The following is a 15395-nucleotide window of genomic DNA, read 5'->3' on the forward strand; positions in this document are numbered from 1 at the left end:
TTAACGAACTAGTGCATGAGCCAACTGATATGGCTCGTTTTAAAAAGCCATTTGTAAAGATTCTTTTCCCGAAAGCAGTCTTTTTATAACACAAAATTCCATTATGGAGGAACAATATTGTCACAAGAAATGTTTGTTTTACCTGAGTCATTTAATGCCGGGCAGTTTCAGAATGATTTAATCGAATGGTTCAAACGGGAACAAAGACAGCTGCCGTGGCGGGAAAACCGGGACCCATACCGGGTCTGGGTCTCGGAAATCATGCTGCAGCAGACACGGGTCGATACTGTCATTCCTTATTTTCTCCGGTTCATGGAAAAATTCCCGACACCCGCTGCTCTTGCACAGGCTGAAGAGGAAGAAGTCCTGAAAGCATGGGAGGGGCTCGGTTATTATTCAAGAGCCCGAAACCTCCAGAGTGCCGTACGGGAAGTGATGGAACAATATGGCGGGAATGTGCCGGACGATCCCCGTAAAATTTCTTCCTTAAAAGGGGTTGGACCTTATACAGCAGGTGCCATTTCAAGCATTGCATTCCAGAAGCCTGAACCGGCAGTTGACGGCAATGTCATGAGGGTTATGTCGAGAGTGCTGTCCATCTGGGATGACATCGCCAGGCCAAAAACAAGGAAGCTGTTCGAGGAAGCAATCAGATCTGTTATTTCAAAGGAAGATCCATCCGCTTTCAACCAGGGCATCATGGAGTTGGGCGCACTTGTCTGTACACCTAAGTCGCCCAGCTGCCTGCTTTGCCCGGTGAGAGAACATTGCAGGGCATTTCATGAAGGTGTCCAGCATGAATTGCCGGTTAAAAGCAAGAAAAAAGAACCGCGTCCGCTTGAGATGGGGGCTGCGGTCATCTGGAATGATAAGGGTGAAGTATTAATCCATAAGCGGCCGGCAAAAGGACTGCTGGCAAACTTATGGGAATTCCCTAATCATGAAACACAGCCTTCGGAAGTGATCCAGCAGGAACAGCTCACTTCATACTTAATTGATGATTATGGTGTTGAGCCAGGCGCTCTTGAATATAAAACAGCGATCAAGCATGTGTTTTCGCATCTTGTCTGGCATATTTCGGTTTATGAAGGAACTTCTGCAGAAGGCGTCCTGAAGGAAGCTGCAGATGCGAAGTGGGTTTCCAGACAGGACATCACAAATTTTCCGTTTCCGGTTTCGCATCAAAAAATAATGAAAGCTCTTGTGCTGAAGGAGGATGAAAATGGACTTACATCTTAACGGCAAAGCGGTACTCGTTACGGGCGGATCAAAAGGAATCGGCAAAGCGATTGCAAGACGGTTTGCGGAAGAAGGGGCAGCTGTCGGGATTTGTGCTCGAGACGAACAAGAATTGAAGACGGCAAGTGAGGAAATCGGGGCTGAGGCCTATTTTGCCGGTGATCTTACTGACAAAGCAGTGAGGGAAGATGTTTTCAACAGCTTCGTTTCAAGGTTCGGCAAAATTGATATACTGGTAAATAACGCTGGCGGCAGCAACGGCGGAACGGCAATGGAAACAGATGTGGAATTGTTTGAAGAAGCGATCCAGTTGAACTTCCTGCAGGCCGTCCACTTAAGCAAACTTGCGGCCGCTGAGATGAAAAGACAAAAAACAGGAGCAATCGTGAATATCACATCGATTTTCGGCCGTGAATCGGGAGGGAAGCCGACTTACAATGCTTCAAAAGCAGCAATGATCAGTTTCACAAAAGCATTCGCTGATGAATGCATTCCATTCGGAGTGCGCGTCAACGGCATCGCACCCGGTTCGATTTTGCATCCGACAGGAAACTGGCAAAAGCGCCTGGATGAAAATCCGGAAAAAATAAATCGATTTGTCGAAGAGCAAATTCCGGCCGGCCGATTCGGCACCGCCGATGAAATTGCAGACGTCGCCGTATTCCTGGCCTCACGCCGTGCCTCCTGGGTCATTGGCGCAACACTGAACACAGACGGCGGCCAATCGAAAATGAACTTTTAAAAAAAGAAAATGCCAGGCAATTGCCTGGCATTGGTCAATCACTGATGATCTCTGTTCCGGAGGTCCATGTGGCTTCATTACGCTGAAAACCGCCGCGGCGCTCGATTTCCTTTACAATTTCACGCTGGATTGAGGCGCCTTCCTGATTCAGGTAAGGGACGACCTGCTGAAGGTTGCGGTGAAAATGAGCCAATTCGCTGTCACGCCATTCTGTTTTGGAAATCATCGAAAGTTCTGTCATGTCACGGCCTACATACATGGATTGTTGCTCCTTTCGTATCATCATAGAGCTATAGCAGGACGAACACTATTATTTTTCACCCGCCGGATGATGCTTATTCGGCAAAAACAATTAAAGGGGGCTGAAATCATTGGAAAGAAAAGTGGCACTTGTTACAGGAAGCAGCCGCGGAATCGGGAGGGAAACAGCGATTGCTCTCGCCCGTGAGGGGTATGATATTGCCGTTAACTACGCACGCAGTAAAAGCGGTGCCGAAGAAACGGCCAAAATGATTGAAGAACTTGGCCGGAAAGCGGTCATTGTCAAAGCCAATGTCGGCAATCCGGAGAAAATCAAAAAGATGTACGAAAAGATTGATGAAGAATTCGGACGCCTTGACGTACTGGTCAATAATGCGGCATCTGGTGTGCTCAAACCGGCAGTTGAATTAGAGGAGTCTCACTGGGACTGGACGATGGACATCAACAGTAAAGGACTCTTATTCAATGCCCAGGAAGCTGCCCGCAGAATGGAAAAAACGGGCGGCGGAAAAATTGTCAGCCTCAGTTCGCTTGGATCGATCCGGTACCTGGAGAATTACACGGCTGTCGGAGTATCAAAAGCGGCCGTGGAAGCATTGACCCGTTACCTTGCAGTCGAATTGGCGCCGAAAAACATCGCGGTGAATGCCGTATCCGGCGGTGCGGTTGATACGGATGCATTGAAACATTTCCCGAACCGTGAAGAAGTCCTCGCGGATGCCGCAAGCCAGACACCGGCCGGCCGGATTGTGACACCGGGAGACCTGGTACATACAATCCTGTTTTTGCTGTCGCCGCAAGCCGATATGATCCGCGGTCAGACAATCATCGTTGACGGCGGAAGGTCACTGCTTTTATAAACTACCCGGCAAAGTGCATGAATGCTGGGATTTTTACAAGTTATTACAGTAAAAAAATTCACTCGAAATCCAATTTTTTTCTTGCGTATAACAACCCTTCGCTCAGGTTAAATTAACCTCTGTGGAGGTGATACTGATGAACAGAAAGCCAAACAAAACTAACGCACAAGAAGTTAGGCAGCAGAATGCTCAGTCTGCTCGTGCCGGCCAACAACAGCAGCAACAACAGTTCGGCGCTGAGTTTGCAAGCGAGACGAACGCTCAGGAAGTTCGTAAGCAAAACCAGCAAGCTGAGTCTAAAAAGCAGCAAAATTCTGCTGGCGCACAGCGCCCACAACAGTAATCAGCACCCGAAGCACACTCCTTATCCGTATAGGATAGGGAGTGTGCTTTTTTCAGGGTATGATTTGGCAACAGGGGATATTGTTGTTTTTTGATTTGGAGATGGGTGAAAATAAAGGTGCAGAACCTCAATTCAGTCCCTGTAAATAGGCTCGCGTGCCTGTAATGGTGGTTTCTCTCTTATTATAAGCACGAGAAGCGTCCGCCCGTGCCTATAAAGGTGTAGTCCCTCTTATTATAAGCACGAGAAGCGTCCGCCCGTGCCTGTAAAGCTGTAGTTCCTCTGATTATAAGCGCGAGAAGCGTCCGCCCGTGCCTATAAAGGTGTAGTTCTTCTGATTATAAGCACGAGAAGCGTCCGCCCGTGCCTGTAAAGGTGTAGTCCCTCTGATTATAAGCACGAGAAGCGTCCGCCCGTGCCTGTAAAGGTGTAGTCCCTCTGATTATAGGCATGAGAAGTGTCCGCCCGTGCCTGTAATGGTGTACACCCTCTGATTATAGGCACGTACAAGACGGTCCACCATGCCTGTTACGCTGTACAGTAAGCACGGGAAATAATGCTCTGATCCTTATAGTTATCGAAAATATGGTCACCAGGCAACTGCTTTTCTGGACGTAAGTTTGAACCTCTGAGTAAGGCCCTGGACCTGTAAACGGAGATATCCTGTTTCCTGAAAAAGGCCTCGTTGCCCCGCAAATAGGAGGCAACAAGACAAAAACTGTTGAATATGCATATCACTTTCAAGTCCAGCAGGATTATGTGCATACTAAATCATATAAAGATAAACCCAAATGAAGGGGAGAGATTCAGATGTGCGGGCGTTTTACATTATCAGCGAGTGCCGAAATGCTGTCAGATCGTTTCGAAGTGCCGAATATGAAGGAATTGAGTATCGAGCCAGCCTATAATATTGCACCTTCACAACCAATCCTTTCCATCATCCATGATGGGGCGAAAAGACGGGCAGGATTCTTGAAATGGGGATTGGTGCCCTCCTGGTCAAAGGATCCAAAAATCGGAAATAAGATGATAAACGCCAGAGTTGAAACTGCATCGGAAAAGCCGGCTTTTCGCAATGCATTCAAACGGCGGCGCTGCCTGATCATCGCTGATGGTTTTTATGAATGGCAGAAAACCGGCGATAAAAAGATTCCGATGAGAATTCAGCTGGAAAGCGGAGCACCTTTTGCATTTGCAGGACTATGGGAGAAGTGGGAACGGGAAGAAGGGGAAGCGCTCTACACTTGCACAATTCTGACAAGAGCTGCCAATGAGTTCATGGAGCCGATTCATTCCAGGATGCCTGTCATATTATCCGGGCAGGCTGAACATGAATGGCTTGATCCGAACATACAGGATCCCCGCTATTTAGAGCATTTGCTTGATATCTATCCCGAAGAAAACCTGGAAGCTTATGAAGTATCTGACCTGGTCAATTCTCCGCAAAATGATACGCCGCAGTGCATCCGGCCCATTTGACAAAACTTCTTAAAAATCAGCAGATAAAGTCAAAGGGAGCACGAGCGTTTTTACCGAAAATACTTTTGAACGAAGGGGGACAGTCCAAAGACCAGGAGGGTAAAGTGAATGGGCGACTTTTCCAGTAATTTGGCGCTTCAAATGGAAATTATTGATAAACTGCTTTGTCTGCAGGGAGAGGTTGAGAGCTGCAGCGAAGAAATGAAGAGGCTGCTGTGCGTAAAGGATGATATGAGGCGTGCCGGACGAATTTGTGAAAGCACGGAAGCAAGGCTGGATACGGTATGTAAAGATCTCGAAAATAAAAAAAATGAGCTGCAGAGGCTGCAGGAGTTATTTGAAAAGCAGACGAACCTTGTGATCAGTTCCTTTTAACCGGAATGAATAGGAGAAAAGGGTAAGAAACCAGCGGTCACAGGGTTGCCGCCGGAAGAGTTCGGAATCCCTTTTACAATGGTTTAACAGCTGTGCTTTTAGGGGAGAGTCAAATGGAGTCTCTTTCCTGTCAAGTAACTCTTTTGTTTCCAAATGGAAAAAGTAACGTTATAATGAATAGATGAGAATCGCAAGCAAAGCTTGAATAAGCAGCCGGAAACGCTAGGAAGGGAGAAGAACATGAAGCTTCCCGGACCAGGAGAAAACATACAAATACATAGTTATAAACATAACGGCCAACATCACCGTACCTGGGAAGAGACGACCTTGCTCAAACGCACCGGCAATGTTGTCATCGGCGCCAATGACCGCACGATTGTAACGGAATCTGACGGAAGGTCATGGCTGACAAGAGAGCCGGCAATCTGCTTCTTTCATGCCCGCCAGTGGTTTAACATCATTGCCATGCTGAGACAGGACGGTGTCTATTATTACTGTAATATCAGCTCTCCTTTTACAATAGATGAGGAAGGGCTGAAATACATCGACTATGACCTTGATGTCAAGGTCTTCCCTGACAGGACATATATCCTGCTGGATGAAGATGAATACGAGAAACATAAACGAGAAATGAATTACCCATCTGTTATCGATGCGATCCTTAAGCAGAATGTGAAAGATTTGATTGGCTGGATCCGCCAGAGAAAAGGGCCGTTCGACCCGGTTTTCATCGATACATGGTATGAACGGTTTCTTACATACCGTTCCTGAACCTGTTGGTTTTCAACAGGTTTTTTCAATAGTCCCAAAATCACACCCCGGCGGCAGGCAGCGCCTGGAGAGAATCAAGAACCAAAATTCCCTGCACGATACGAGGCACAGATTACATCGAGGTGGTTGTTCTGGATAGTGTAAAACGTTATCTTGCTTTTGTTAAACCGTATAAGTGGCAAATCATCATCACAGTCATTGTAGGACTGGTTAAATTCAGCATCCCTCTTTTGATGCCCCTTCTGCTGAAATATGTCATTGATGACATTGTCGGAGCGACGCAAGTGCCGGCAGATGAACGATTGACCAAACTTTGGACGATAATGGGCATCGCGTTTGTCGTCTTTGTCATTTTTCGCCCGCCAATCGAATACTACCGCCAATATTACGCCCAGTGGACAGGCAGCAAAATTCTTTATGATATAAGGGACCATTTGTTTACCCATATTCAAAAACTGAGTTTGAAATATTATTCCAATGTAAAAACAGGTGAAATTATTTCAAGGGTTATCCACGATGTGGAGCAGACGAAGTCGTTTGTCATTACCGGCTTGATGAACCTCTGGCTGGATGTGGCAACAATCGGCATCGCTATTGCCATTATGCTTTCCATGGACATCAAGCTTACGATTGCCGCCATTATTTTATTTCCTTTATACGGTTTTTCAATCAAGCATTTCTATGGAAGGCTGCGCAGTTTGACAAGGCAGCGTTCCCAGGCGCTTGCCCAGGTGCAGGGCCATCTTCATGAACGTGTCCAGGGGATGCCTGTAATCAGGAGTTTTGCACTTGAGGACTATGAACAGGAACAGTTTGACCGGCAAAACAGCAATTTTCTTGATAAGGCGCTTACGCATACAAGCTGGAATGCCATGACATATGCCGTCATCAATACAATTACGGATATCGCCCCGCTTATCGTGCTGGCTTACGCCGGGTACCAGGCGGTGACAGGGGCTGTTACAATCGGAACGCTCGTTGCGTTTGTCACCTATATGGACAGGCTCTATAATCCGCTGCGGAGGCTTGTCAATTCCTCGACTACGCTGACCCAGGCGATCGCTTCCATGGACCGGGTTTTTGAATTCATGGATGAGGAATACGACATCAGCGATAATCGGGATGCTAAAAAGCTCGAAAAGGCAAGCGGCGATATCAGGTTTGAAAATGTTTCTTTCTCTTATAATGAAGGGGATATGGCTGTCCTGAAAAACATCAACCTTCACGTAAAGACGGGTGAGACGGTTGCGCTTGTAGGCATGAGCGGCGGAGGGAAATCAACGCTTGTCAGCCTGATTCCCCGTTTTTACGATGTGTCTGAAGGCAGGATTATGATGGACGGGAACGATATCCGTGACTATGAAGCCAAAAGCCTTCGCAATAATATCGGGATGGTGCTGCAGGACAACATCCTGTTCAGCGAATCCGTCAAGTTCAACATCAAAATGGGGAATCCATATGCATCTGATGAGGAAGTTGTTGAGGCGGCTAAAGCAGCCAATGCCCATGAGTTCATCATGGCTCTCCCGAACGGTTATGATACAAAAGTCGGGGAGCGGGGCGTAAAGCTGTCGGGCGGCCAGAAGCAGCGGGTTGCGATAGCCAGGGTGTTTTTAAAAAACCCGCCTGTGCTCATCCTCGACGAAGCCACTTCTGCTCTTGATCTCGAAAGTGAACACTTGATCCAGGAGGCGCTTGAAAAGTTGGCAAGTGAGCGGACAACGTTCATAGTCGCACACAGGCTTGCGACCATTACGCATGCAGACCGGATCGTCCTCATTGAAAACGGTGAAATCAAAGAACAGGGGACACATCAGGAACTGATGGACAAAGCGGGCGGCTATTCACGCCTCTTCCATGTCCAGCAGCTTGAATAGAACCTTGCGGCCAAATGGCTGCAAGGTTTTTTTGCAGTTCAGGATGGCATAAATAGTCAGCAAGGAAGCATTTCGAACACAGCGGTCAATTATATGAATATAGATAAGGACACCTCTGCCTTCGCTTAAAAACTCGCCAAACGGCGAGTTTTCTTTAATGTATCAACGGTTTAAATGACTAAATTACTTGTATGACAAAAACATTTCACCCTGTAAACTTTCTTAAAATTCACTATTGTATTTAAATTTTGACGGGTTATAATATAAATAAATAATTTTGTGAGAAAATTTTGTCAATAGGGCAGCTAAGAGGAGTGATAACGTTGGCTGAAAATACTGTATTAGACGTACAAGGGCTGCGTACCACATTTTTCACAGATGACGGAGAAGTGCCAGCGGTAGATGATGTTGATTTTCACGTTAACGAAGGTGAAATTCTCGGCATTGTCGGGGAATCCGGCTGCGGGAAAAGCGTAACATCACTGTCCATCATGGGGCTTGTACCAAGTCCTCCAGGAAAAATTGTCGGCGGAAAGATCCTGTTCCGTGATGAAGATTTAACCAAAGCAACTGAAAGACGAATGAGGCAGCTGCGGGGAAACGACATTGCGATGATTTTTCAGGAACCGATGACTTCACTGAATCCTGTCTTTACAATTGGGGATCAGTTAATCGAAGCAATAAGGTTACATAATAAACTGAATAAAAAACAGGCTGCAAAGCGGGCGGTTGAAATCATGAAGATGGTCGGCCTCCCGCGAGCTGAAGCACTGCTGAATGATTATCCGCATCAGCTTTCCGGCGGGATGAGGCAGCGTGTCATGATTGCGATGGCAATGGCCTGCGACCCGAAAGTACTCATTGCGGACGAGCCGACAACCGCGCTTGATGTAACCATCCAGGCACAGATCCTCAGTTTGATGAAAAAGCTGAACAAAGAGCTTGATACATCCATCATCCTGATCACGCACGACCTGGGGGTTGTCGCGGAGGTTTGCGACCGGATTGCCGTCATGTACTCCGGTAAAATCGTGGAGGAAGGCGATGTACAGACCATTTTCAAAGAACCGAAACACCCGTATACAAAAGGGCTGATCCAGTCTGTGCCGGATATGAGGACAAAACAGGAGCGCCTCTATTCAATCCCAGGAAACGTGCCGAAGCCGGGCAGCATTAAGACCGGATGCCGGTTTGCTGCAAGGTGCGAATATGTTATGGACAGATGCTTGAATGAGAGCCCGGATTTATACGGGCTGGACGGGCACCGCGCCAGATGCTTTTTACATGATGAAGAGAGCAGCAAGGAAGGTGAAGGTGCATGACGGAAACATTGCTTGAAGTAAAGGACCTGAAAAAACACTTCCCGATAAAAGGCGGTGTCCTGCAGCGCCAGGTAGCAGCTGTAAAGGCGGTTGACGGTGTTTCATTCACAGTCCGGAAAGGTGAAACGCTCGGAATTGTCGGGGAGAGCGGCTGCGGCAAATCTACAACCGGCAGGCTGCTTCTACAGCTGATCGAAGCTACTGAGGGGTCTGTCAGATTTGAAGATAAAGAAGTTACAAGTCTATCAAAGAAAGAGCTGCGTAAACTGAGAAGGGAGATGCAAATGGTGTTTCAGGATCCATTTGCATCATTGAATCCGCGCCATACAGTTGAAAGAATCCTGGAAGAGCCGCTTATCGTCCATGGCATCGGTAATTCTTCCGAACGAAAAAAGATGGTGCGGGACCTGCTGGAAACGGTAGGCTTAAGCAGTTATCATGCAAAGCGCTATCCGCACCAATTCAGCGGCGGCCAGCGCCAGCGGATTGGGATTGCGCGGGCGCTGATGACAAAACCGAAGCTCATCATTGCCGATGAACCGGTGTCGGCACTGGATGTTTCCATCCAGTCGCAAGTGCTCAATCTTATGCAAAAACTTCAGGAAGAGTTCGATCTCACCTATATTTTCATCGCCCATGACCTCGGTGTCGTCAGGCATATAAGCGACAGGGTGGGTGTCATGTATCTTGGAAAGATGGTCGAACTCGCAGACAGCGAAAAATTGTACAAGAATCCGCTTCATCCTTATACACAGGCTCTGCTGTCAGCAGTGCCGGTACCTGACCCGGATTTCAAGCGGGACAGCATTATTCTTACAGGGGACATACCGAGTCCTTCAAATCCACCTGCAGGCTGCGCATTCCACACAAGATGCCAGGCGTGCATGGATATCTGTAAAACCGAAACACCTGAATTCAGGGAAGTTGAACCAGGGCATTATGCCGCCTGCCATTTATTTAATGAAGGCAGGAAGCAAGCATAAATAGATATTTTTTAGGAGGGGTTGTATGAGAAAGAGGAAAGGTTTAGTTTGGTCAATTATGCTGACGCTGGTATTGTCCCTTGTACTGGCCGGCTGCGGCGGTTCAGACGAAACGTCCGGTGAAGGCGACAAGGTGAAAGATGCCGGCAGCGGTGACAGCCCGGAGCAAACATTGATCTTTGGGCGCGGCGGTGACTCTGTCGCACTGGATCCGATTACGGTAACTGATGGTGAGTCTTTTAAAGTAACGAAAAACGTATTTGATACACTGATAGACTACGGCGATCAGGACACAGAAATCCAGCCGGCGCTGGCGGAAGAGTGGGATGCTTCAGAAGATGGCTTGACGTATACACTGAAGCTTCGCGAAGGAGTCAAATTCCATGACGGAACAGACTTTAACGCAGATGCAGTCGTTTATAACTTTGACCGCTGGATGAACGGCACGAAAGACAAGTTCTATTACTATGCTTCCATGTTCGGGGGATTTAAAGGTGATGAAGGGCATGTCATCAAAGAAGTGAAAGCTGTTGATGACTACACTGTTGAGTTCACGCTTAAACGTCCACAGGCTCCGTTCTTGAAAAACCTTGCCATGTCCCCATTCGGTATCGCAAGTCCGGATGCAATCGAAAAGCAAGGTGACAAGTTCGCTGAAAACCCTGTAGGAACAGGTCCATTCGTCTTCAAAGAGTGGAAGCGGAATGACAGAATCGTCCTTGAAAAGAATGAAGAGTACTGGATGGAAGGATATCCGAAACTGGATTCCGTCATTTTCAAGTCGATCCCTGATAACTCTGCACGTCTGAATGCATTGAAAACTGGCGAAGTTGATATTGCTGACGGCGTCAACCCGACAGATGTTGCGCAGATTGAAAGCGACAGCAACCTGCAAGTGTTCAAGCGTCCTTCCATGAATGTCGGCTACCTTGGTTTGACATCAAACCGCGAGCCGCTGAATAACAAGAAAGTCCGGCAGGCTCTCAACCATGCTGTTGATAAGCAGGCGATCATTGATGCATTCTATGCAGGCCAGGCAGAACCGGCTAAAAACCCGATGCCTCCTGTAATCGCAGGCTATAACGATGATGTAGAGGCATATCCTTATGACCTTGATAAAGCGAAGCAGCTTCTTGAAGAAGCCGGCTATGCTGATGGATTCGAAATGGAACTGTGGGCAATGCCGGTTCCGCGTCCTTACATGCCGGACGGCCAAAAAGTGGCTGAAGTCATCCAGGCAAGTTTTGAAAAAATCGGCGTAAAAGCTGAAATCAAGTCTTATGAGTGGGCCACTTACCTTGAAAAGGCACGTAATGGTGAAGCGGATTCCTTCTTGCTGGGCTGGACTGGCGATAACGGGGATGCCGACAACTTCCTTTATGTCCTCCTTGACAAGGACAACATCGGAAGCAACAACTACACATATTATGAAAATGATGAACTTCACGACATCTTGATTGAAGCCCAATCCACAGTTGATGAGGCGAAACGTGAAGAGCTTTATAAAAAAGCACAGGAAATCATTCATGAGGATGCACCGTGGATTCCGCTTGTACACTCTACACCTGCACTTGGCGGAAAAGCGAACATCAAGAACTTCTTCCCGCATCCAACTGGCTCTGACAAATTGACTAAAGTCGTATTTGAATAAGTCCAGGAGCGAGGGAGGGGAGCATTGCTCCCCTTCTCTTACATATAAGGAAAAGAGGTGGGTATGATGCTGCAATATACAATCAGAAGGCTGCTGCAACTCATTCCAGTCCTTTTGGGAATGACGCTTATCGTTTTCTCGATGATCCGCGCCATTCCCGGAAATCCCGCCCAGGTCATTCTGGGACAGCAGGCAACCAAAGAGGCGATAGAGGCTTTATCAAAAGAACTGGGTCTCGATCAGCCCTGGTACATCCAATATGTCGACTACTTGAAAGGTGTGTTGACAGGAGATCTCGGGTCTTCCTTAAGGACCAGCTCGCCCATTAGTGAAGAAATTTGGCCTTATCTGGCCGCGACACTGGAATTGTCACTCTTTGCCATGATTATTGCGGTTGTAATCGGGGTCAACGCCGGAATCATCAGCGCATGGTTCCAGAACTCATGGTTTGACTATGCAGCAATGGTCATTGCGCTTATCGGAGTTTCCATGCCAATCTTCTGGCTTGGTCTGATGGAACAATGGGTTTTCGGCATCAAGCTGGAATTGCTGCCGACGACAGGGCGCGAAAACATTCGAAATCCGGTTGATGCCATAACGCACTTATATGTTATCGATACATTAATTCAGGGGCGGACCCAACAGCTCACTGAAGTTTTCAAGCATTTGATCCTTCCGGGGGTTGCCCTGGCTACGATTCCAATGGCGATTATCGCACGGATGACCCGGTCAAGCATGCTTGAAGTCATGCGTTCTGACTTTATCCGGACGGCAAGGGCCAAAGGAATGAGCATGTTTTGGGTTGTGTACAAGCATTCATTGAAAAATGCGGTTATTCCGGTTTTGACGGTCATCGGTTTACAGATGGGCCTATTGCTTGGCGGTGCCATCCTGACTGAAACGATCTTCGGCTGGCCGGGAATCGGGCGTTACATTTATGAAGCGATCGGTTACCGCGACTATCCGGTTATCCAATCCGGTATTCTGGTTGTCGCCACAATCTTCGTATTCATCAACCTAATCGTCGACCTTTTATATGCAGCGGTTGATCCACGAATTAAATACAACTAAAAGGTGAAGGAGTGAGCTTCATGGCAGAACTTGCACAAAGCCAGCCGCCAGTACAGCCTGAACCGGAAGTGGAAAAGGTATCCTCCCCCTGGCGTGAAGCCTGGAACGGATTCAAGAAAAATAAATTGGCGCTCGTCGGAGCCGGGATCGTTCTGTTTTTTATCATCCTGGCGGTGGCAGCACCTGTGATTGCACCGCAAGGGGTCAATGAGCAGGAACTCGGCGACCGGCTGCAGGCGCCTTCATCGGAACACTGGCTTGGAACGGATGATTTCGGCCGGGACATTTTGTCCCGTATCATCTACGGTGCCAGGATTTCCCTCACAATCGGCTTTTTTGCGGTACTGGGATCGGTTGTAGTGGGAAGTGTCCTTGGTATCATTTCCGGCTACTATGGCAGATGGGTGGATACTTTGATTTCAAGGCTGTTTGATATTATGCTGGCGTTCCCGAGCATTTTGCTTGCCATTGCGATTGTAGCGGTTCTTGGCCCTTCGTTAAGAAATGCGCTTATTGCGATTGCGGTAATCAATGTGCCGAACTTTGGCCGATTGATCCGCTCAAAAGTGCTGAGTGTCAAGCAGGAAGAGTATGTGATGGCAGCCAGGGCGATCGGAATGAGTGATAGGCGGATTTTGATCCATCATATTCTGCCTAACAGCATGGCGCCAATTATCGTGCAAGGCACCCTTGCGATTGCGACAGCAATTATTGAAGCGGCAGCACTTGGCTTCCTCGGACTCGGTGCACAGCCGCCGCAGCCTGAATGGGGCAAAATGCTGGCTGATTCAAAAGCTTATTTGATCCAGGCACCATGGACAATGATTTTCCCGGGCCTGGCAATCATGTTTACCGTATTGGGATTCAATTTGATGGGTGACGGATTGCGCGATGCGCTTGACCCGCGGATGAAACATTAAAAAACCAGCCTGAAGCGGCTGGTTTTTTCTTATCTTTAAAACTCTGTTTCCCTGTCCGTGATGGTGACTTCGTTTTCTTCTTTATGATAGGTCTGGAAACTGTCCATCAGTTTACTGAGGCGCTCCAGCTGTTCTTCGTACTCCACAATGGCTGAAATGACAGGAAAGAGGTGGAGAGAGTCTTCGTGGTGCACAGACTGCTCTTCCTGATAATACTTTATATAAGCTTCTATTAAATTCTCTCTCCGTTCATAATATTGACTCTCCATTTCATCTGGAAGATCAGGCCTTACTTTTCCAACAAACTTCATTAGAATCTGCTCATGGTAATGGAGATAACTGTCGAGCTGTTCCTGGATGATCGTCTGCAGATTATCGGGTAACTGTGAAAATTCATTTTCATAGCGGTGGAGTTTTTTCAAAATATCAAGCGCCCGATTGGTTGCAACCAGCATTTGCCTGAATAAAACAACCCGCCGGGCCTTGGCGTACTGCTGTTTCTTGAAGTAGCTCCGTTCCTCTTTATATAGGAGGTAAAAATGATCCATTTTGATCATGCTGTCTTTGAGCCGCTCAATTTCTTCTTTTAACGCATTATGTTCCAACGTTTGCCTCGTAAGCAATCTGATCAGCTTAATGATTCCTTCTGTATTTTCATTGATTTTATGATAGAGTTTATTTTCATATTTCGGCGGAATGAAGGCGAGATTAATGATAAAGGCTGAGAAAATCCCCACCATTATCGCTCCGAAACGGACAAGTGCATAATTGATAAAATCCTCCGATGGACTTTGCATGATTGCAACGAGTGTAACAAGGGCTATGGAAATCATGTTTTCAGTTTGCAGTTTTACGTTAATGGCGATGACGATGATGGCTGCCAGGCCAACGATAAACGGATCATTTCCAAATGCTAAAACAAAAATAATCGCCACGATGGCGCCGATCATGTTGGCCTGCACCTGGTCTATTAATGTGTTGTATGTGCGATATATTGATGGCTGTATTGCAAATGTTGCTGCGATACCAGCAAACAGCGGAGAATCTAGGCCGAGAAGGGGGGTCAGGAATAAGGCAAGCATGATTGCCAATCCTGTTTTCAGCATACGGGCGCCGACTTTCATTCGAGAGAATCCTTTCTTTATTGAGAAATTTATTCTTCTTCTATAATTGTATTTTCCTATTATGCAAAAGATAAACGGGTACTGATATAGATGGTAATATACAATGATTCACCTATTATAGCAAGTGGTATTTTTAATTTAATGGTTTGTTAACATTAAGGTGCAATGTTGAATTGGGAAGAGTTTCAATAAATGATGAGAAAGAGAGAAATCCCACGATAACGAAAGGGCAAAAAAGCTAGAAGTTAAAACCTTTATGTTCATTTTGTATTAATGCGTCCTTTAATGAAATCCTGACAATAAGCTGTTCAAAAAATGCACTTTAGAGCGGGACAGTTGATTTCCGCTGCAGGGGCTCGCTTTCGCGGGGCGGGCGC

Annotated in this window: 15 protein-coding genes; 13 read left to right on the forward strand and 2 right to left on the reverse strand. The window is 47.1% G+C overall.

Annotation, left to right across the window (positions count from 1 at the left end; genetic code table 11):
• Window positions 1-129: 129 nt before the first annotated feature.
• Window positions 130-1239, forward strand: a complete 1110-nt coding sequence (mutY, locus tag A4U59_RS13370) for an A/G-specific adenine glycosylase (RefSeq protein WP_070121093.1) — start codon at window positions 130-132, stop codon at window positions 1237-1239.
• Window positions 1223-1981 (forward strand): SDR family NAD(P)-dependent oxidoreductase, encoded by a 759-nt coding sequence (locus tag A4U59_RS13375; protein WP_070121073.1) that lies wholly within the window; start codon window positions 1223-1225, stop codon window positions 1979-1981. Before mutY ends, A4U59_RS13375 begins: the two co-directional genes overlap by 17 nt.
• 34 nt (window positions 1982-2015) lie before the next feature.
• On the opposite strand, the gene A4U59_RS13380 is transcribed toward A4U59_RS13375, so the two are convergent.
• A complete protein-coding gene (locus tag A4U59_RS13380; protein WP_070121074.1) occupies window positions 2016-2240 on the reverse strand; it encodes a hypothetical protein in 225 nt (74 codons plus the stop codon).
• Between the two features lie 112 nt (window positions 2241-2352).
• On the opposite strand from A4U59_RS13380, the gene fabL reads away from it, so the two are divergent.
• From fabL to nikC, 11 genes are all read left to right on the forward strand, one after another.
• The gene (gene fabL, locus A4U59_RS13385; RefSeq protein ID WP_070121075.1) at window positions 2353-3102 is read left to right on the forward strand and encodes an enoyl-[acyl-carrier-protein] reductase FabL; all 750 of its coding nucleotides are present in this window, start codon (window positions 2353-2355) and stop codon (window positions 3100-3102) included.
• A gap of 136 nt (window positions 3103-3238) precedes the next feature.
• Window positions 3239-3445: a gamma-type small acid-soluble spore protein gene (locus tag A4U59_RS13390; RefSeq protein WP_070121076.1), complete on the forward strand. Its 207-nt coding sequence runs from the start codon at window positions 3239-3241 to the stop codon at window positions 3443-3445.
• Between the two features lie 810 nt (window positions 3446-4255).
• Entirely contained in the window at window positions 4256-4924 is a 669-nt protein-coding gene (locus A4U59_RS13395; RefSeq protein WP_070121077.1) for an SOS response-associated peptidase, read from the forward strand.
• Window positions 4925-5032: 108 nt separating this feature from the next.
• A complete protein-coding gene (locus tag A4U59_RS13400) occupies window positions 5033-5299 on the forward strand; it encodes a YgaB family protein (RefSeq protein WP_070121078.1) in 267 nt (88 codons plus the stop codon).
• Window positions 5300-5539: 240 nt separating this feature from the next.
• Complete coding sequence (ntdP, locus tag A4U59_RS13405) at window positions 5540-6070, forward strand: nucleoside tri-diphosphate phosphatase (protein WP_070121079.1); 531 nt, start codon at window positions 5540-5542, stop codon at window positions 6068-6070.
• A gap of 131 nt (window positions 6071-6201) precedes the next feature.
• On the forward strand, window positions 6202-7947 hold the full coding sequence (locus A4U59_RS13410; RefSeq protein ID WP_070121094.1) for an ABC transporter ATP-binding protein: 1746 nt from the start codon (window positions 6202-6204) through the stop codon (window positions 7945-7947).
• Window positions 7948-8270: 323 nt separating this feature from the next.
• A complete protein-coding gene (locus A4U59_RS13415; protein WP_070121080.1) occupies window positions 8271-9269 on the forward strand; it encodes an ABC transporter ATP-binding protein in 999 nt (332 codons plus the stop codon).
• Window positions 9266-10252 carry an ABC transporter ATP-binding protein gene (locus tag A4U59_RS13420; protein WP_070121081.1) on the forward strand — a complete coding sequence of 329 codons (987 nt, stop codon included), beginning with the start codon at window positions 9266-9268 and terminating at the stop codon, window positions 10250-10252. Before A4U59_RS13415 ends, A4U59_RS13420 begins: the two co-directional genes overlap by 4 nt.
• Window positions 10253-10277: 25 nt before the next feature.
• Window positions 10278-11903 (forward strand): ABC transporter substrate-binding protein, encoded by a 1626-nt coding sequence (locus A4U59_RS13425; RefSeq protein WP_070121082.1) that lies wholly within the window; start codon window positions 10278-10280, stop codon window positions 11901-11903.
• Between the two features lie 66 nt (window positions 11904-11969).
• The gene (locus A4U59_RS13430) at window positions 11970-12974 is read left to right on the forward strand and encodes an ABC transporter permease (RefSeq protein WP_070121083.1); all 1005 of its coding nucleotides are present in this window, start codon (window positions 11970-11972) and stop codon (window positions 12972-12974) included.
• Between the two features lie 20 nt (window positions 12975-12994).
• Complete coding sequence (nikC, locus tag A4U59_RS13435; RefSeq protein WP_070121084.1) at window positions 12995-13894, forward strand: nickel transporter permease; 900 nt, start codon at window positions 12995-12997, stop codon at window positions 13892-13894.
• 35 nt (window positions 13895-13929) lie between these two features.
• Here nikC and A4U59_RS13440 read toward each other — a convergent pair whose 3' ends face one another.
• On the reverse strand, window positions 13930-15018 hold the full coding sequence (locus A4U59_RS13440) for an FUSC family protein (protein ID WP_070121085.1): 1089 nt from the start codon (window positions 15016-15018) through the stop codon (window positions 13930-13932).
• Window positions 15019-15395: the final 377 nt, after the last annotated feature.

This window comes from Bacillus marinisedimentorum (genome assembly GCF_001644195.2).
Classification (GTDB): Bacteria; Bacillota; Bacilli; order Bacillales; family Bacillaceae_O; genus Bacillus_BL; species Bacillus_BL marinisedimentorum.

Coding starts and splice junctions, on each gene's coding strand:
- mutY (WP_070121093.1), top strand. CDS start 130: ATGTTTGTTTTACCTGAGTCATTTAATGCCGGGCAGTTTCAGAATGAT.
- A4U59_RS13375 (WP_070121073.1), top strand. CDS start 1,223: ATGGACTTACATCTTAACGGCAAAGCGGTACTCGTTACGGGCGGATCA.
- A4U59_RS13380 (WP_070121074.1), bottom strand. CDS start 2,240: ATGTATGTAGGCCGTGACATGACAGAACTTTCGATGATTTCCAAAACA.
- A4U59_RS13390 (WP_070121076.1), top strand. CDS start 3,239: ATGAACAGAAAGCCAAACAAAACTAACGCACAAGAAGTTAGGCAGCAG.
- A4U59_RS13395 (WP_070121077.1), top strand. CDS start 4,256: ATGTGCGGGCGTTTTACATTATCAGCGAGTGCCGAAATGCTGTCAGAT.
- A4U59_RS13400 (WP_070121078.1), top strand. CDS start 5,033: ATGGGCGACTTTTCCAGTAATTTGGCGCTTCAAATGGAAATTATTGAT.
- ntdP (WP_070121079.1), top strand. CDS start 5,540: ATGAAGCTTCCCGGACCAGGAGAAAACATACAAATACATAGTTATAAA.
- A4U59_RS13420 (WP_070121081.1), top strand. CDS start 9,266: ATGACGGAAACATTGCTTGAAGTAAAGGACCTGAAAAAACACTTCCCG.
- A4U59_RS13425 (WP_070121082.1), top strand. CDS start 10,278: ATGAGAAAGAGGAAAGGTTTAGTTTGGTCAATTATGCTGACGCTGGTA.
- A4U59_RS13430 (WP_070121083.1), top strand. CDS start 11,970: ATGCTGCAATATACAATCAGAAGGCTGCTGCAACTCATTCCAGTCCTT.
- nikC (WP_070121084.1), top strand. CDS start 12,995: ATGGCAGAACTTGCACAAAGCCAGCCGCCAGTACAGCCTGAACCGGAA.
- A4U59_RS13440 (WP_070121085.1), bottom strand. CDS start 15,018: ATGAAAGTCGGCGCCCGTATGCTGAAAACAGGATTGGCAATCATGCTT.